The organism is Bradyrhizobium guangxiense (genome assembly GCF_004114915.1).
Lineage (GTDB): Bacteria > Pseudomonadota > Alphaproteobacteria > Rhizobiales > Xanthobacteraceae > Bradyrhizobium > Bradyrhizobium guangxiense.
In genome coordinates this window covers 3,352,115-3,367,578 of sequence record NZ_CP022219.1, presented here as the reverse complement: position 1 = coordinate 3,367,578, position 15,464 = coordinate 3,352,115, and the positions used below count along the sequence as shown (strand labels likewise).

General features: G+C 64.2%; 13 protein-coding genes and 1 pseudogene. 6 read left to right on the top strand and 8 right to left on the bottom strand.

Annotation, left to right across the window (positions count from 1 at the left end; all coding sequences use genetic code 11):
• Positions 1 to 77 precede the first annotated feature (77 nt).
• Entirely contained in the window at positions 78 to 2,126 is a 2,049-nt protein-coding gene (locus X268_RS15925; RefSeq protein ID WP_128925825.1) for an acetoacetate--CoA ligase, read from the bottom strand.
• Between the two features lie 110 nt (positions 2,127 to 2,236).
• On the bottom strand, positions 2,237 to 2,464 hold the full coding sequence (locus X268_RS15920; protein ID WP_128925824.1) for a hypothetical protein: 228 nt from the start codon (positions 2,462 to 2,464) through the stop codon (positions 2,237 to 2,239).
• A gap of 520 nt (positions 2,465 to 2,984) precedes the next feature.
• On the opposite strand from X268_RS15920, the gene X268_RS15910 reads away from it, so the two are divergent.
• Entirely contained in the window at positions 2,985 to 4,070 is a 1,086-nt protein-coding gene (locus X268_RS15910; protein WP_128925822.1) for an AI-2E family transporter, read from the top strand.
• Between the two features lie 145 nt (positions 4,071 to 4,215).
• On the top strand, positions 4,216 to 4,608 hold the full coding sequence (locus tag X268_RS15905) for an NUDIX hydrolase (RefSeq protein ID WP_128925821.1): 393 nt from the start codon (positions 4,216 to 4,218) through the stop codon (positions 4,606 to 4,608).
• Position 4,609: 1 nt separating this feature from the next.
• On the opposite strand, the gene X268_RS15900 is transcribed toward X268_RS15905, so the two are convergent.
• Both X268_RS15900 and X268_RS15895 read right to left on the bottom strand, forming a co-directional pair.
• Positions 4,610 to 4,999 carry a hypothetical protein gene (locus tag X268_RS15900; RefSeq protein ID WP_430648367.1) on the bottom strand — a complete coding sequence of 130 codons (390 nt, stop codon included), beginning with the start codon at positions 4,997 to 4,999 and terminating at the stop codon, positions 4,610 to 4,612.
• Positions 5,000 to 5,048: 49 nt separating this feature from the next.
• Positions 5,049 to 5,288, bottom strand: a complete 240-nt coding sequence (locus X268_RS15895) for a hypothetical protein (RefSeq protein WP_128925820.1) — start codon at positions 5,286 to 5,288, stop codon at positions 5,049 to 5,051.
• Positions 5,289 to 6,067: 779 nt separating this feature from the next.
• Here X268_RS15895 and X268_RS15890 point away from each other — a divergent pair.
• Both X268_RS15890 and X268_RS15885 read left to right on the top strand, forming a co-directional pair.
• Positions 6,068 to 9,172, top strand: coding sequence for a DEAD/DEAH box helicase (locus tag X268_RS15890; protein ID WP_164938135.1), 3,105 nt, complete (start codon positions 6,068 to 6,070; stop codon positions 9,170 to 9,172).
• 429 nt (positions 9,173 to 9,601) lie between these two features.
• On the top strand, positions 9,602 to 10,270 hold the full coding sequence (locus X268_RS15885; RefSeq protein ID WP_164938134.1) for a hypothetical protein: 669 nt from the start codon (positions 9,602 to 9,604) through the stop codon (positions 10,268 to 10,270).
• Positions 10,271 to 10,443: 173 nt separating this feature from the next.
• Here X268_RS15885 and X268_RS15880 read toward each other — a convergent pair whose 3' ends face one another.
• From X268_RS15880 to X268_RS15870, 3 genes are all read right to left on the bottom strand, one after another.
• Entirely contained in the window at positions 10,444 to 11,184 is a 741-nt protein-coding gene (locus tag X268_RS15880) for a hypothetical protein (RefSeq protein ID WP_128925818.1), read from the bottom strand.
• Between the two features lie 514 nt (positions 11,185 to 11,698).
• The gene (locus X268_RS39480) at positions 11,699 to 11,869 is read right to left on the bottom strand and encodes a hypothetical protein (RefSeq protein WP_164937761.1); all 171 of its coding nucleotides are present in this window, start codon (positions 11,867 to 11,869) and stop codon (positions 11,699 to 11,701) included.
• Positions 11,870 to 11,952: 83 nt separating this feature from the next.
• Complete coding sequence (locus tag X268_RS15870; protein WP_347341913.1) at positions 11,953 to 12,312, bottom strand: hypothetical protein; 360 nt, start codon at positions 12,310 to 12,312, stop codon at positions 11,953 to 11,955.
• Positions 12,313 to 12,975: 663 nt separating this feature from the next.
• Here X268_RS15870 and X268_RS15865 point away from each other — a divergent pair.
• On the top strand, positions 12,976 to 13,197 hold the full coding sequence (locus tag X268_RS15865) for a hypothetical protein (RefSeq protein ID WP_128925816.1): 222 nt from the start codon (positions 12,976 to 12,978) through the stop codon (positions 13,195 to 13,197).
• Positions 13,198 to 13,528: 331 nt separating this feature from the next.
• Here X268_RS15865 and X268_RS15860 read toward each other — a convergent pair whose 3' ends face one another.
• Complete coding sequence (locus tag X268_RS15860; RefSeq protein ID WP_128925815.1) at positions 13,529 to 13,723, bottom strand: hypothetical protein; 195 nt, start codon at positions 13,721 to 13,723, stop codon at positions 13,529 to 13,531.
• 1,157 nt (positions 13,724 to 14,880) lie between these two features.
• Here X268_RS15860 and X268_RS15855 point away from each other — a divergent pair.
• A pseudogene (locus X268_RS15855) lies at positions 14,881 to 15,273 on the top strand (helix-turn-helix transcriptional regulator); the annotation flags it as partial.
• Between the last annotated feature and the right edge of the window lie 191 nt (positions 15,274 to 15,464).

Below are 15,464 nucleotides of genomic sequence, written 5' to 3'. Positions count from 1 at the left end.
CGAAGGATCCGTCCTGATCTAGCGGCGATCGGTGAACGGAATCCAAACGGCATTGACGCAATTGGGACGATTTCCCGTCACGCCGCGGTCCGCGCCAGATAGTCGCGCGCAAAGGCGAGATACCAGTCGAGGCAGGCGGGATTGGCCATAGCCTCCTTGTTGATCACCTTCTCGACGGGATGGCCGAGCAAGAGCTTCTTGATCGGCAGCTCCTGCTTCTTGCCGGAGAGTGTGCGCGGGATCTCGGCAACGGCGAAGATCTCGTTCGGCAAAAAGCGGCGCGACAGGCCGGCCTCGATCGCCTTGTTGATCTTGGCCTGCATCGCGCCGTCGAGCGCCACGCCCTCGCGCAGCACCACGAACAGCGGCATGTAGCTGTCGCGACCGAGATATTCGAGATCGACGACGAGGGAATCGAGCACCTCCGGCAGCGCCTCGATCGCGGAATAGAGCTCGCTGGTGCCCATGCGCAGGCCGTGGCGGTTGATGGTGGCATCGCTGCGGCCGTAGATGATGCAGGAACCATCCGGATTGACCTTGAGCCAGTCGCCGTGCCGCCACACTGGGCCGCGGCCGCTGCCGTCAAAATTGTCCGGATAGGTCTCGAAATAGCTGGCACGATAGCGCGTGCCGTCCTTGTCGTTCCAGAAGTAGAGCGGCATCGACGGCATCGGTTCGGTGCAGACGAGCTCGCCGACCTCGCCGGTGACTGCGCGGCCCTGCTCGCTGAAGGCTTCGACGGCCGCGCCGAGCAGGCGGCACTGCATTGCGCCGGGCGTCTGCGGCAGCTCGCGATTGCCGCCGATGAAGGCGCCTGCGAAATCGGTGCCGCCGGAGATGTTCGCCCACCAGATGTCGGCCTGCGCCTTGCTGCCGTTCGTCTTCGACAGCGCCGCGAAGCGGTCGTTGAACCAGGCTTGTGTGTCGGCGCTGAGGGGGGAGCCGGTCGAGCCGAGGCAGCGCAGCCGCGACAGATTGCCGGCGGCGGCGAGGTCGACCTCGGCCTTGGCGCAGTTGGCGAAGAACGCCGCGCCTGCGCCGAAGAAGGTCGCCTTCGACCGCGCGACGAAGCGCCACAGCGTGGACCAGTCCGGCTTGTCCTTGCTGCCGCCGGGGCTGCCATCGAAGATGCAGCAGGTGGTGCCGCCGAGCAGACCGCCGACTTGCGAATTCCACATGATCCAGCCGGTCGACGAGTACCAATGATATCTCTCGCCGAACGAGTTCGGGTGATAGGAGCAGCCGATGTCGTTGTGCAGCCCGAGCAGTGCCAGCACCACGATGACGATGCCGCCATGCCCGTGCACGATCGGTTTCGGCAGGCCGGTGGTGCCGCTGGAATAGACGATCCAGAGCGGGTGATCGAACGGCAGCCACATCGGCTCGAACCTGTCGATCGCATCGCCGGTTCGCGCCGTGATCTCGGAGAGCAAGGCATCGGACGCAGCATCCGCGCCGGCCTCACCGTGCAGGATGACATGCGCGACGGTCGGCAGCGATCGCCGCAGTTCGGCCACCACATCGCGCCGATCGTGCCGCCGGCCGGCATAGGTGACGGCGTCGCAGGCGATCAGCACCTTCGGCTCGATCTGCTTGAAGCGGTCGATCACGGCGGGGGCGGCCATGTCGGGCGCACAGACGCTCCAGACCGCGCCGATGCTGACGCTTGCGAGAAACGCGATGATGGTCTCGGGAATATTGGGCAGATAGGCCGCGACGCGGTCGCCCGGCTTGATGCCTATGTCTTTCAGGTGCAGTGCCAGTGCCGCCGCCTTGCGGCGCAGCTCGCGCCAGCTCGTCTCCGTGATCCTGCCGTCCTCGCCGCTGCTGACGATCGCAGGCAGGCCGGCGGCATCGGCCGCTTCGACATGCCGGAAGACCTGGCGGGCATAGTTGACTTGTGCGCCCGGAAACCAGACCGCGCCTGGCATCTTGCGCTCGGTGAGCACGGCCTGGAACGGCGTCGGCGATTGCAGATCGTGATAGTCCCAGATGCTGCGCCAGAAACCGTCGAGATCACGCACCGACCATTGCCGCATCTCCTCGTAATCGGCGAAGGAGAGACCGCGCTGCGCGGCGAGCCAATTGCGGTAGAGGGCGATCTGGGGAACGAATGGGGCGGTCATTGGCTTCGGCGTCGGTTGCGGGGAGGGCAATCTAACCGGTGCCGCAGAGTAGCAGAAGCCGCAGTTCACGCAGGCTGCAATGACGGGAGCGGAGGCGCCGTTGCCTCAGCCTACCAGCCGGCGCCGGCCCAGCGCCGTCCGAACACCGCCGGCTTGGTCTTCACCGCCTGCCAGCCGAAAAAGTGATGCTTGCCGGACCAGCTGTGCACCACGCTGCTGCAGATGGTGCACTTGAAGCAGCCGGAATGGGTTTCGCTATGCTCCTCCCTGGTCGCGGTGTAGTTCATGCTGCAACCGCTGCAGGTGAATTCTTCGATCGTCCAGATGCTATTGGCCATTGCACGGAATGCTTTTTGGTGACCCCGATCCACGGTACGCACGGGCGTTTGCGGCGGCGTAAATTGACGCACGGGAATCCGGTTAACGCGCGTTAGCCAAGCCCGGCCGCAACCGCAGGCCGTGCGCGATCGGCGCGGCCGTTGGACCTGGATCAGTCGCTGTTTCGCATGTCCCGGTCGATGCGCATTTGCACGCGCCGGATCGCCAGCAATGGCAACCGGCCCTGGACCCGTCCGGAGCGGACCTTGTCGTGGATCGTGTAGGCGTAGCGCCAATAGCCCGGCGCCGCGTTCCGTTTGAGCGAAAAGTGAACGCCGCGGTGTGTCCCTGCATGCTGGTCGGGCTCTCTGGGGTTGTGCGGCATCGCAACGGAATGGTTTTTCGATCGATACGTTCCTAATCCGGCGGCTGGTGCGTCCTTGTGAGGGAGGCCGGTCGTCTTGACGGCGGATGCGCGGCTGGCAATAACGGCCTAGCCGTGCAAGTGCCGGAACCCGCGTCGATGCCGCAAGGAAGGTCGTGCCCGTGAAAAGTCTCCGTCAGCTCCTGACGGGAGAGGACGTCATCCAGCTCGTGATCCGGCTCGGTCTGCTCGCCCTGCTGATCATCTGGACCTTCCTGATCATCCGCCCGTTCGTGCCGATCCTGGCCTGGAGCGGCGTGCTCGCGGTTGCGTTCTACCCGGCCTTCAGCTGGGTCGCCAAAGCCATCGGTGGCCGGCCCAAGACCGCAGCAGCGATCCTGACCATGGTCACGCTCGGCATCGTCATCGGCCCGGCGACCTGGCTCGGCATCAGCGCGGTGGACGGCGTGCGCGAGCTGGCACATCAGCTCGGCACCGGCGATCTGGCGCTTCAGGCTGCGCCCGAGCAGATCAAGTCCTGGCCGCTCGTCGGCCCCTGGCTCTACGAGCTCTGGGATCAGGCCTACAATAACGTTCGCGCGGTGGTGCGTGAGGTGGCGCCGTATCTCCAGCCGCTGGCGGGCCCGCTGCTTTCGCTCGCGGGCGATGCCGGCGTCGGCACGCTGCAGTTTCTGGTTTCGGTGTTCGTGGCCGGCTTCCTGTTCCCACACGGGCCGCGGCTGGTCGCGGCCGGCCGCAGCTTCCTGTTTCGCATCGTGCCCGAGCAGAGCGAGCATTTCCTGTCGCTCGCAGGCGCGACCATTCGCGCCGTGGCGCAGGGCGTGATCGGCGTTGCGATCGTGCAGGCGCTGCTCGCCGGCATCGGCTTCAAGCTCGCCGCTGTGCCGAGCGCCGGTCTTCTCGCCTTTATAGTGCTGCTGCTCTCGATCGTGCAGATCGGTGCCTTCCTCGTGCTGCTGCCGGTGATCATCTGGATCTGGACCGCCAAGGACCTCACCACGGCACTGCTGCTCACCGTGTTTCTCGTCCTGGTTGGTTTCATCGACACCATGTTGAAGCCGCTCGTGATGGGACGTGGACTGACGACGCCGACCATCGTGATCTTCGTCGGCGTGATCGGCGGCACGCTTGCCCACGGCATCGTCGGCCTGTTCATCGGCCCGATCATCCTGTCGGTTGCCTGGGAGATGATGATGGCTTGGATCAGGACCGAGGACCGGGCAGGGACGGGCAAGGACTGAGCTCGCCGCCGCGAGCGGTGCGATCCGCCGGCGGTGTTGCGCCAGGTCCCGGCGGCCCGCGGCCTGTGATCAGGCAAGGCCGCGAACTTGTCTATCCGACTAGACAAGTTACGATTGGAACGATTCTGTTTCAATGACGGCAGCAATGGCGAAGTCTTCCAAGCTGGTTGCCGCAAGGCGCGGCAAGGTATTGTTGGTCAGACGCCGGTCGGACGGCCTGTGGATGTTTCCTGGCGGCCGCAAGCGTGGGCGCGAGTCCGCAAAGGACTGCCTGCGGCGCGAGATCAGGGAGGAGCTGCCCAAGCTGAAGCTCGGCAGGATCAGTCTCTGGAAGGAAGTGAAGGCGAGGAACAAGCGCTCCGGCCGCAAGATGAGCGATGCGATCTTCATTGCCAAGACAGCCAAGGGCAGGCTGGCAATTGGCGACAAGAAGGAGATCGACCGCGCCGCCTGGCAGAAGCCGCGCGGCATCCGCCTGACCCCGACCTCGCGCTACATCCGCGACCGCCTGTTTCCGAGGAAGCAAAAGCGCAGGTGAGCTAGCCCTCGCGTTCCCCCGATCGCGCCCGCCCGGCAAATCTCCTCGATTGCCCCGTGCGCGGTTCGGGTGCAGCGAGCTTCGCGACCATGGCCTCCCGCATCTCCTTGCGAGCCTTGCGCGCATTGCGCATCGCGCGCTTGATGAAAGGATGTTGGGAATCCTCGGCGAAGAACAGCACCACTTCGCAACTCGGACATTGCCTGGAATAGCCGTCCTGCAACCGCCCAGCGCGATCGCGAAACACGTTCTTGCACCGCGTGCACTGAATCTGGACCGAACTCATGCGTGGACGACAATGACTTTGAATATGGAACTTCAGCTGATCCCAAGTGTCTGAAGAAAGCTTGAATGGCTTGGCAGTGGTTGTCGCAAGAACGGGCGCGGCCAAGCGCCATCGGCCGGCGGCGGAGGAATCCGGTTCGAACAGTTGCCGAGCGTTATTGCTTGGCCGCCATCGCATCCAGGCAGTGGTTGAGGAAGGCAGTGCGATCTCTGGGCAGCACCTTCTCGAGATCCGCCTTCAGCGCGCATTCGCGCTGGCGCAACTGCTCGGCCCGGCGCTTCTCAGCCGCCTCGCGATATTCCGGAGCAACCTTGCTGGGATCGACCAGCGCCTGCGAGCGGGCGGGAGCGATCGCAAGCAGTGCGATGGCAGCGATGAAAATGAATGGTTTCAAATGAGCCTCCTAAAAAGTGCGCATCCTAGCGCGCAGCGGGTGCGCGCTCAATCGCGAGCGCGGTATCCTGCTCCGGCCTGATTGGCGGATGGACCGTTCGGGCCACCCCGGCGCACCTTTCGGCCGACGGCTTTGGAACGACTGCGCCTGGCCGGCGTCGAATCCTTGCTCTCGGCCCAACCCCAAGCCCCCAAAGCCGCGGGCCGCGAGAAAACCTTCCCCACAAAGGTTGGCGACCTCAGGGCTCCCCGCACTGAGGTCGTTTGTTTGGCGGAGGTGTGAACCAGTTCACACGCCTGCGCTGACATCGCTGCTATGAAGACATCATTGCTTGACCAATTCATTTAGCTCGAAACGCCCCAGCGTGGCTCCAAGCGCTGGGGTTTTTCGTGTCTTCCTGTGCGCAGACCGTCTACAATCGCGCCGGGCGTCGCATCGACCGACGCAGATCCCGCGCCGTGCCAGTTCCGACCCACGCGTCGGGATCGCGGCGTCGCGCCGAACGTTGCCGCCAGGCGTGCGTTCACGGGGCAAATCCCATATGCATGGCGCGAAGTCGCCGAATCGGATTGCGGGCGGCTGGCGTTCAGTTGACGACGGTTTACGACCAGAAACGGATTCAAGTGAGGCTTACCAAGAAGGCGCGGGTGGCCAAGAGGTCGCCGAAGAAGACGTTGCCGAACAGGACGTCGACAAGCAGGGCGTTGCCGGGCAAGAGGTCGCCAAGGACAAGCAAAGCGGCGCAGCGCGCCACGATCTCGTCTTCGTCCCCGCTCGGGGTGCTGGCGCTGCATCTGCTGGCGCAATGGAAACAGTCCGGACGCAGCGGCATCGTCTTTCTCGCCGAGAACGAGAACAGGGCGGAGCGGCTCGGCAGCGTCATTCACGCGCTCGATCCCGCTTGCGAGGTCCTGGTGTTTCCGCGCTTGAACCCCCTGCCGTTCGACCAGCTCGAGCCCTCGCACGAGCTCGCGGGGCGCAGAGCCTCGGTCCTGAGACGCATCGCAAAATCCAAGAAGCCGCTGTTTCTCGTCTCGACGGCGGAAGCCGTGATGGAGCGGCTGCCGCTGCCGGCGAGCCTGTCGCGCCTGAGCGTGAGCCTGAAGGTGGGGGGCACGTTCTCCGAGCGGGACCTTGAGACGCGCCTCGAAGCTCTCGGATACGATCTCGGCGACGAGCCTGATTATCCGGGCGGGGTGCTGTTCCATGGCCAGACCTTCGAGATATTTCCGGCCGGCGCCCTGGGCCCGTTCCGGATCGAGCATTCGGATCGCGCGATCAAACGGATCGTGGCGTTTGACCCGAACGAGCACAGGATCATCTTCGAGACCAAAGAGCTGCTCGTCGATCCCATGTCGGAGCGGCTTGGCCTTGCCGGCCAACGCGGCAAGCGCGCCAGCCTGTTCGACTATTGCGGGCGCGCCAAATGGATCGCCGATGCGGGGGTCCCGGCGCATGCCGAGGGCTGGATCGATACGATCGAGGAGGCCGCTCCGCGCGCGGAGCGCGAGCGCGAATATCTCGGCCGGCGCGACTGGAAGCAGCTTTCCAAGGGCATGAAGGTGCTGCCGCGCGCTTCGTCCTTCCAGACCGTCCCGGAGTTTTCGAAGCTGACATCTGCCAGGAAGGCGCTGCGCGCTTTCGTCGAGGACACACGCCGGGCCGGATCGCGGCTGATCCTCGTCGCGGCGCAGGAGGACGATCTGCGTGTGATGGAGCGGATGAGCGGCCTCAAGGCGCAGCGCTGCGCAGACTGGGACGAGGCAACGAGCGGTCGGAACGGCGAGGCGGCGCTGCTGGCCGATCTCGATGCGGGCTTCGTCGTGCCAGGGAAGAAGCCTCTCGTCGTCGTGACGGCCTCCGACGTGCTCGGCAGCCGGGCGCATCATGCCCAGCCGATGGCGCGCGCCTGGAGCGCGGCCTTCGACCATCCCGATGTGCCCGAGCAGGGCACGGTGGTGATCCATCTCCAGCGCGGCCTCGGCGTGCTCGATGGCTTGCAGACCGTGAACACCGGCGGCGGCGCGCTGCGCGAGATGATCCGCCTGAAGTTCGCCGGCGACAACGCGGTGCTGGTCCCGCCGACTGATCTCGCCTTGATGTGGCCCTACGCCGCCGAGCTCGGCAGGCTCTCGCTCGACAAGGCGGACGGCAGCACATGGTGGGCGCGCCGCACCGAGGCCGAGCGCGAGATCCAGGTCGCCGGCAAGGCGCTGGCCAAGCACATCAGCCAGCGCCGCAAGCGGCGCGGCGAAAAGCTGGTTCCGCCGGGATCGACCTACGAGAAGTTCGTGGCGCGCTTCCCTTATTTCACCACGATCGACCAGGCCAAGGCGATCCGCGACGTGCTGGACGATCTCGCCTCCGGTCATCCGATGGATCGGGTGGTCTGCGGCGACGTCGGCTTTGGCAAAACCGAGGTGGCGCTGCGCGCGGCGGCCGCCGTGGTGCTGTCGGGCAAGCAGGTGGCGATCGCGGTGCCGACGACGGTGCTGGCCCGGCAGCATGTCGCAACGTTCCAGAAGCGGTTTGCGCCGTTCGGCATCGAGGTCGGCAGCCTGTCGCGGGCAACCTCGGGCGCGGAGCTGCGGGAGACGAAGGACGGCCTGCGCAGCGGCCGGACCAAGGTCGTGATCGGCACCCAGGCGCTCACGGCCAAGGACGTCAGGTTCGACGATCTCGGCCTCGTCATCATCGACGAAGAGCAGCATTTTGGCGCGGCCGAGAAGGCAAAGCTGTCCGGCCTTGCCAAGAACGTCCATGTGCTGATGATGAGCGCGACGCCGATCCCGCGGACGCTCGCCGCGGGCCTTGCCGGCTTCCGCGACCTCAGCGTGATCGCCTCGCCGCCGGTGCACCGGCTGCCGGTCGCAACCCGGATCGCGCCGCTGTCGGACGCGGCGATTGCCTCGGCGCTGCTGCGCGAGCAGCGCCGCCACGGCCAGAGCTTCCTGATCTGTCCGCGCATCCAGGATCTCGATCCGATGCTGGCGCGGGTGCAGGCCGTGGCGCCGGACCTGCGCATCGTCTGCCTGCACGGCAGGCTGGCGGCGGACGAAATCGACGACCGCATGATGAGCTTCGTCGAGGGCAGGGCCGACGTCCTGCTTGCGACCAACATCGTCGAGAGCGGCCTCGACATTCCCCGCGCCAACACCATCGTGGTGTGCTGGCCGGAGAAGTTCGGCCTTGCCCAGCTGCACCAGCTGCGCGGGCGCGTCGGCCGCGGCGGCATCCGCGCCTACGCCCATCTCCTGACCGAGACCGAGTCCGGACAATCCGAGAAGCGGCTGGCCGTGCTGGAGGAGTTCAGCCGGCCCGGCGCGGGCTTTGCCATCAGCGAGCGCGACCTCGACCTCAGAGGCGCGGGCGATCTGTTCTCGGAGCAGCAATCCGGCCACGTCCAGGTGTTCGGGCCCGTGCTCTACAGCCACCTCCTGAAGATGGCTTCGGAGAAGCTCGACGAGGGGCAGGCGGTGTGGGTGCCGGACCTGACCCTGCCGGTTGGCGACATGCTGCCCGAGACCTATGTGCAGTCCGAGCCGGTGCGGCTCGAGCTCTATGCGCGCGCCGCAAGATGCACCGACGAGGACGACCTCGAAGACCTCGAGGAGGAACCCGCCCGCCGCTTCGGCCCGCTGCCGAAGGTCGCGCGCGACTTCTTTGCCGCAGCCAGGCTCAGGCTCGAATGCAAGCGAAGAGGCATCATCCGCCTCGACGTCGGCCCCGAAGCTGCGGCCGCAACCTTCCTGCCCGGACGCCTGCGCAAGTCGCGCGGCAAGTCACTGCAACGCGACGGCGATCGCGTGGTCTATCACGCCAAGATGCAGGACGCCCCGTTCGAGCGGGTGGAGGAGTTGTTCGAGCTGCTGGACGAAGGCTAGGGCGGCCATTCGAAAATGCGAAAACAACCCCATGCACAGTAGCTAAGTGGCGCTGGGACAAGACGTTTTGAATTCGGCTGGTGGGCGCGTTTGCTCCGTCGGGCAAAACGGGGGTATTCTGCCAGCTTCGGAAAATCCGTCTTCCGCGTGTTGAGCTAGGTCCGGCTCGGCACCGGTGCCGCGCAGCCGGCCCTTATCCTCAGGGCCCGCCAGCGGCGGGCGTCTCGAAGGATGGCCACGGGAGAAGCGCTTCCACTTGCGACGACCCCCGTAGTCGGCCGGGGTGACCGGGCCCATAGGATGGTCCCGCCGCTAACGTGGAATTAATTCAAAATGCTCACAATTTTGGACAGTTGGAGTTGGGTGCTGCGTACAAGGACTCGTCGCGAGGACGTTCCAGGGGCGGCTTCCTGTTGCTCATTGAGGTCCCTGCACGTGACCACGACTTTGGAAACAGCAAGCTTCGCCGAAGAGCTCGACGCCGCAGCACTTGCAGCCGCCGCAGCAACGCACGAACCCGAAATTCCCGAAGCTCCGGAGCCGATCAAGCGGTCCAGCCGGAAATCGATCCTGGCCTTCTCGCTGTGTGCCCTGGCCATCAACGGCGCGGCGGCGATCTATACATCGCCATCTGATTTTTCGTCGCTGAGTATCAGCCGACTGGCCGAGCTGCTTCCGCGCCAGGGGGCGTCCGAGCCAAAGCCGGATCCCGTTGTCGCCGCGTTGAAGGACATTCAGGCCGCCCAGCAGCAACACACCGCGTTGCTGCAGCAGAACAATCAGGCAGCGGATCAGAACTCGGTCCTGCTGCAGCAGGATTCAATGCTGCTGCTGTCGCTGCGACAGAGCATCACGGACGAGCGGGTCGATGTGAGGAAGATCTCCTCGCAGCTCTCCACGTTGATGGCGAAGATCGACGCACTGCAGACAACGATGATGCCGGACGTCACGTCGTCCATCCGAAGGGCGCATGCGCGCTATGGACTGTCGGCGGCGATGCGCAAGCGGATGGTTCGGGATTCCAAGCCCGTGGGGCCGGTCTCGGTTGGCGGCGCTCCGCTGAGTGTGCCGGTCGCGCCGGCCGCGCCGGAGAGCTGAAGGCAGGTCAAGCGCAGCGCGCCTTGGCGCGTGCGGCCGCCGCCGCGGCCTGAGAGGCCTGCAGCGAAATCTAGAGCATTTTCGGTTCTGATTGGATCAGAACGGAAGCTCTAGATTCTTGTTTTGACGCGTTTTCTTCACGCGAACCGGTGTCCACTTCGCTCGAAAACGCTCTACCTCTTCTTGAAGCTGAGATACCTTATCGACTGATTGGCGCGCGAGGTGCAGGCCGAACCGGAATCCGAAGCGCCGGTGGCCAGGCCGAAGCTGCCATGGCTGCAGTACCTGCCGTGACAGGCAGCCCCGCTCCTCGCGTAGAACACGGTGATGGGGTAGCCGCATTTGTTGGCCACGCTCAGGCACGTGCAGTTCCTGCCATTCGGCTCGTCCGCGCACTGGGTGGGCGCTGAGCCAACCACCGACCCGCAGATTTCATCGGCCGATTTCGCCGCCGGCGGCGGTGGATTTCCTGCGATCTTCTTGCCGGGTTGGAGCGGCTGCGAGCCGGATGGGCGGTACTCGGTTTGAATGGGCGTCGATGTCTCGACCTTCAACTTAGCCGGCGGTGACTGCGGAGCGGGCTTGCCGGGCTGTGCCGCAGCCGGGCCGCCGCCGATCCGCGTGACGACGATCGAGCCGTAGGTCATCACGCCGTTCGACTGCAGCGTGTAGACGTACGTTCCGGCACTGTTGGTATAGGTCAGGCTGTTGCCGCTGCAGGTCCAGGTGCCCTGGACGCAGAAAGCATTCCCGGTGCAAAGCGCCTGCCCATCCGGCGTCAACGTGCCGATGTTGCTGTTGCCATGCTGCCAGGTGCCGATGAACTTGCTTGCACATGATGACGGCGGCGCGGCCAGGGCATTGCCCGCGAGCAGGAGCAAGACGAAAGACCCAAGAGCGCGCAACCAGATCATTCCAAATCCCCCCATTGCAAATGCGGGCAAGAGAGCCATCGCAAAAGCTGAAAATCAAGGCGCCCTTTCCACCGTGGTTACCTCGTCGGCGGGCAGGACCTAAGGCTTGCCCTCAATAGTTTCGCGATCGCACGTCCATCGCCGGACTGTGATGCCATGTCGGATTGCGGCGGGACTGCCGGCGCATCACATCAGCCCGGTTGTTCGACAGGAGCTGATGCGATGCGCGCTATCCTGGCCATGGGCCTCATGATCGTCCTGTGCACCGCTGCGAGTGCCGCGCCAGCGCATCGCGCCCGTGCACATCACCCGAATTATCCCGCGGTCGATCGTTCCGGCGCGGAAGTGAATCCCCGGGTGCAGTTCGCAGTTCCCGGCTGGAGCGATGAAGCAACGCAGCGATGGCTGAACAGTGCCTCGTCCAATGTCGGCCGAGGGGGATAGCCGATTGCATCGTCCGCTCGCGCTGGCGAGCTGATGGGGCCGGCTTTCCAGATGGCGAGGAGTGGAGCGGTTAGGCGGCCTGCTCTTCAAACGAGGTGTAGATGCGCCCGGTGGGATCAACGACCTGAACGTCCCAGCAGCCGTCCTCGACCAGCTCTCGAGCCTTCTTGAGGGCCGCGGCGAGTGAAGGCCGCTTGAGGCTGACGACGCCCGCCGTGTCGAAACCGTTGATTTCAAACATGCCGTTTCCTCCGGTTTTGGTGAAATCCTACACGTTTGCGGCGCCTTGTCAGCGGGTTTTTGGCAGGGCCGGGAAGGGCTGGCTCAGCGCGCAGGATGGGCTGGGCTCTTGCGAAAGCCATCGCCGGCAATTCCGCCGGCGGGCTGCGCGATGGGCGGGGCAGGTCCCGCACAGTCCATCGCCGCCAGCGGCGGCTTGCCCGTCTCGAAGTCTGGTCTGAGCTCGGCACCGCGCCTGCCGCAAGCCGTGCAGACCAAGCGAGGCTCCACGTCCGACAGCCGCAGATCATTCGGCCAGCGATCCGCGCTCAAGGCCATGTGGTGACCGCAGCAGCAATAGACCAGGACACGGCGGACGCCCATCTCGCGCATCTCGCCCAGCGTGATCTTGACGGGCCGACCGTCGGCGCGGGTCGGCGTGATGCGTCTGGTCGGACGAGGCATCCCGCCAAGAATGGCGCTGACGACGCGGAGTCAAATTATCGATTCCGAGTAGGCCGGAACAACGCCGAGCTACTGCCTGTCGTGGCTGTGGACAACAACGCTGCGTCTCCTCGCCTACGCCAGCGGAATGCTGTCGACGCGCAGACAAGGGCGGCACTGGAAGGCGTGGACCGCGGGCAGATTGAGGATGGCGGGGAGCGTGGCCAGAAACGTCATCGGCCGTCTGCACTTGGAGCAGATCAGAACGGGCGGGCCGTCTTTCGCTGTACCGATCATCGCCAAAATGCCCAGGGAGGGAGGGCACCTTAGGCGGATGCTGCGGATGGTTCATCCCGGGGGGACTACGGGGCTCTATCGGAATTTGGCGGGTTCTTGTGCGTCAAAGGCGCGATCGAGGATTGCTGCGAAAGTGTCGGTAGCAGTGGTGCTGATCGAAACGCGCGATGGGGTTTGCAGGAGCTTACCCCCATCCCATGCGTCCGAAATTTCGGTTTTTCAGCTCAGGAGCCCCGCTGGTTCACGCCGGCGGCCCATCGTGCTACAATTGATGAGCAATCGGCAATTGTTGGCTTCGCGTTAGTTGATTTGATGTGGGCGTGAGACATCCGCCTCAAGACGGAGGCTCATGCCATTCCTCTCCTCGTTGGACATAGGAGACTGGGAATGATCAGGCATATTTTATTTGTTTCCATTGCAGTGGCTGTGACTGCTGGCGCTGTACAGGCCCAACAGGGCATGTCTCGTAAGGGCTTTGTCCGAAGCTTGGACAGCTGCAGGCAGCTCGCCAGCGAACGTGGTTTTTCGAGTGCGGGGGGAATTATGAAAGGACAAGGTCGCGCAAAGCGAGAGTTTGTCGTCAACTGCATGCGCGGCAAGCAAGCCTGAGCAAGCGCTTCCATTCAGGGACAATCCGGACAGCGCCGTTTCATGCCGGGACCCCGTTGTTCTCCGGCCAAGAACATCTCTTGCAAATAATCAGTCCTGCTTCGTTCTCTGGGCGTGTATTTATAAGCGGAACACTTAAAAGGAGAGTCTCCAAATTTTTGGCGCCTCGCGGTCTGGCTGGCCGCGCAAAGAAAATAACTGGCGGCGTTCAAGATTCGGGAACAAGTGGCAATTCGGCGAGTTGCCCCTGTGCTCCGGTGTCCCCAACGCCCCCCTGAAACCGGAGCAGACCCCAACGGCCCCGGCAGCCGCCCTGCTGGGGCCGCCCCTTCTAAACCTCCGTCGGCCAATCGATCGGTGTGCAGACCAGCCCGCGGCGCTCGATTTCCTGTTTGAGCCTCTCCGCCCGTTCGCGCGCGGGTTCACCGAGCAGACGAACGCCTGACATGACGTCGGCGCGCGCTTCATCGCGAACGTTTTCGTACATCCGGATGATGAATTGATCGGAGAGATTTTCGAACGGCAATGGGGATCCTCCCGAGAGGGTGGGCCGCCAGACTTGGGGCGGTATCGCTGGCGGCCCGTACCGGACGATTGAAATTGCGGTCTTGGGGTTTCGACCTGGGGGTAAAGACCAGCCTCGTCCGGTGCCCGCGATCATGCCGGCAGCGGAGCCCGCATCAAGCGGATGTTCGGATTAACCTCACCTCTCAAGGTTGAGCAAAGTCGGGCAGGCCGCTCGCATCCGCCAAGCCGATGGCCCACGCCTCGCTATGAACAAAGGTCGAGAGCGGATTTCTTAGCGGTGGTGCAAGTCACTCTCATCGCAGCAAATTGGCCGGACGTGGGCATAGGGCTTCAGCGCGGGCATGCAGCTATCGAGACGTGTCGCGCTCCAGGTCAATTAGCGGTGCGGAGCGAGCGGCAGCTACTGCTTGTCGTGTGTGTGGATGTGCTGGTGTTCGCGCTTTTGGCGGCCTTTTCCAGCATGAAGCGGCCAACTATTGAGCTCCAGAAGATCACCAACCCCACGACAACGAGAGTGACTGCTTCAACGCCACATCGAAGGGCGTCTTGAGGACCGTGCACTTTCAGGGATAGCGGCCATAGCAACCGGCTCCGTGCTCACCAGCGCGCAATCGTCACATCTGAATAATCTGCAGTGGGCGTGCTCGCCCAAGAACTTCATCGGCATCAGGCAAAGCTCGCAAGTCCTGACAGGAGTGCCACTGCTGGTAAAAAGGACTTTCATTATGCTCTCCGCGGAAATGAGGACATAAGAATCCGATTCGCCGGGAAGCCAAAGACCCTCGTTTGTTCAATCGAGCGTCGAAGACGCAAAAAGGGCCGTAGCAGGTGGACTGCTACGGCCCGCGCGATGGTCAAAAATATGCCGGGTGAAAGATCAAAGTGAAACAATGCGCCAGCCCCGGTAGCGCGACTAAATCACTGGATTGTTTCTGGCGTGTTTCGTCGCGAAAGAAATTGCTGTTCCTTTTGAGGAACTTAGGCTGTGTGGGCATTCCGGCGCGGTGTGAGGGGAGGCCCGCCGGGGCTGGCGAGCTGACGGGCCTCCACCTCTGTGCGAAGCCGCGTTTGCCCCCCGCGGCCCGTCCCGAGAGCAAGCTGCCAGATTCTCCCTAAACAGGGACCAGGATCATGGCGGGGTCGGCGCGCTTTATTCTCGCACCGGCGTTGCGTCTGATGCACGCCGAACCGGCCCGGGCCTGACACCTGGAAGAGCTCGCAAGCGCTTGTGCCATGTCCCGGACCACATTCGCCTTCCAGTTCAGAACGGTCGCCGGCGTCGCGCCGCTGACCTATCTCACCGAGTGGCGCATGCATCTTGCCGAACGTGCCTTTCGGGAGGAAGCTGCTCCGATCGCGACCATCGCGCGCTCCCTCGGCTATACGTCGGAGAGCGCCTTCAGCAACGCTTTCAAGCGCGTGACCGGCAAATCGCCGCGAGCGTGCCGGATTGCAAGCGACGTCTCCAGTCCGCTTGTTGCCGGCAGGCAGACCAACGGCAGTCATTCCCTTGCGCAGACCGCGACCAGCATCGAAGCGCGGGAGTGAGGGCGCGGGGCTGACCCGGATAAGTCGGTCGGAAGCTGTTCCCACCGCGAACCGGTTTTAGCGGCGGCGTCATCGACCGCCCCGTTAAGCATGCAAGCCAAGTCAAGCTGCCACTGATCTCGTCCGCGGTACTCACGCGATCCGGCGCGATGTCGCCGCGTTCGTCGGGGGCGGTTCTGAGCCTGCGAACG

Bases quoted from the DNA above. Each gene is read 5' to 3' on its own strand.
- X268_RS15865 (WP_128925816.1), top strand. From the start codon at position 12,976: ATGATCAGGCATATTTTATTTGTTTCCATTGCAGTGGCTGTGACTGCT.
- X268_RS15905 (WP_128925821.1), top strand. From the start codon at position 4,216: ATGGCGAAGTCTTCCAAGCTGGTTGCCGCAAGGCGCGGCAAGGTATTG.
- X268_RS15925 (WP_128925825.1), bottom strand. From the start codon at position 2,126: ATGACCGCCCCATTCGTTCCCCAGATCGCCCTCTACCGCAATTGGCTC.
- X268_RS39480 (WP_164937761.1), bottom strand. From the start codon at position 11,869: ATGTTTGAAATCAACGGTTTCGACACGGCGGGCGTCGTCAGCCTCAAG.
- X268_RS15880 (WP_128925818.1), bottom strand. From the start codon at position 11,184: ATGATCTGGTTGCGCGCTCTTGGGTCTTTCGTCTTGCTCCTGCTCGCG.
- X268_RS15870 (WP_347341913.1), bottom strand. From the start codon at position 12,312: ATGCCTCGTCCGACCAGACGCATCACGCCGACCCGCGCCGACGGTCGG.
- X268_RS15920 (WP_128925824.1), bottom strand. From the start codon at position 2,464: ATGGCCAATAGCATCTGGACGATCGAAGAATTCACCTGCAGCGGTTGC.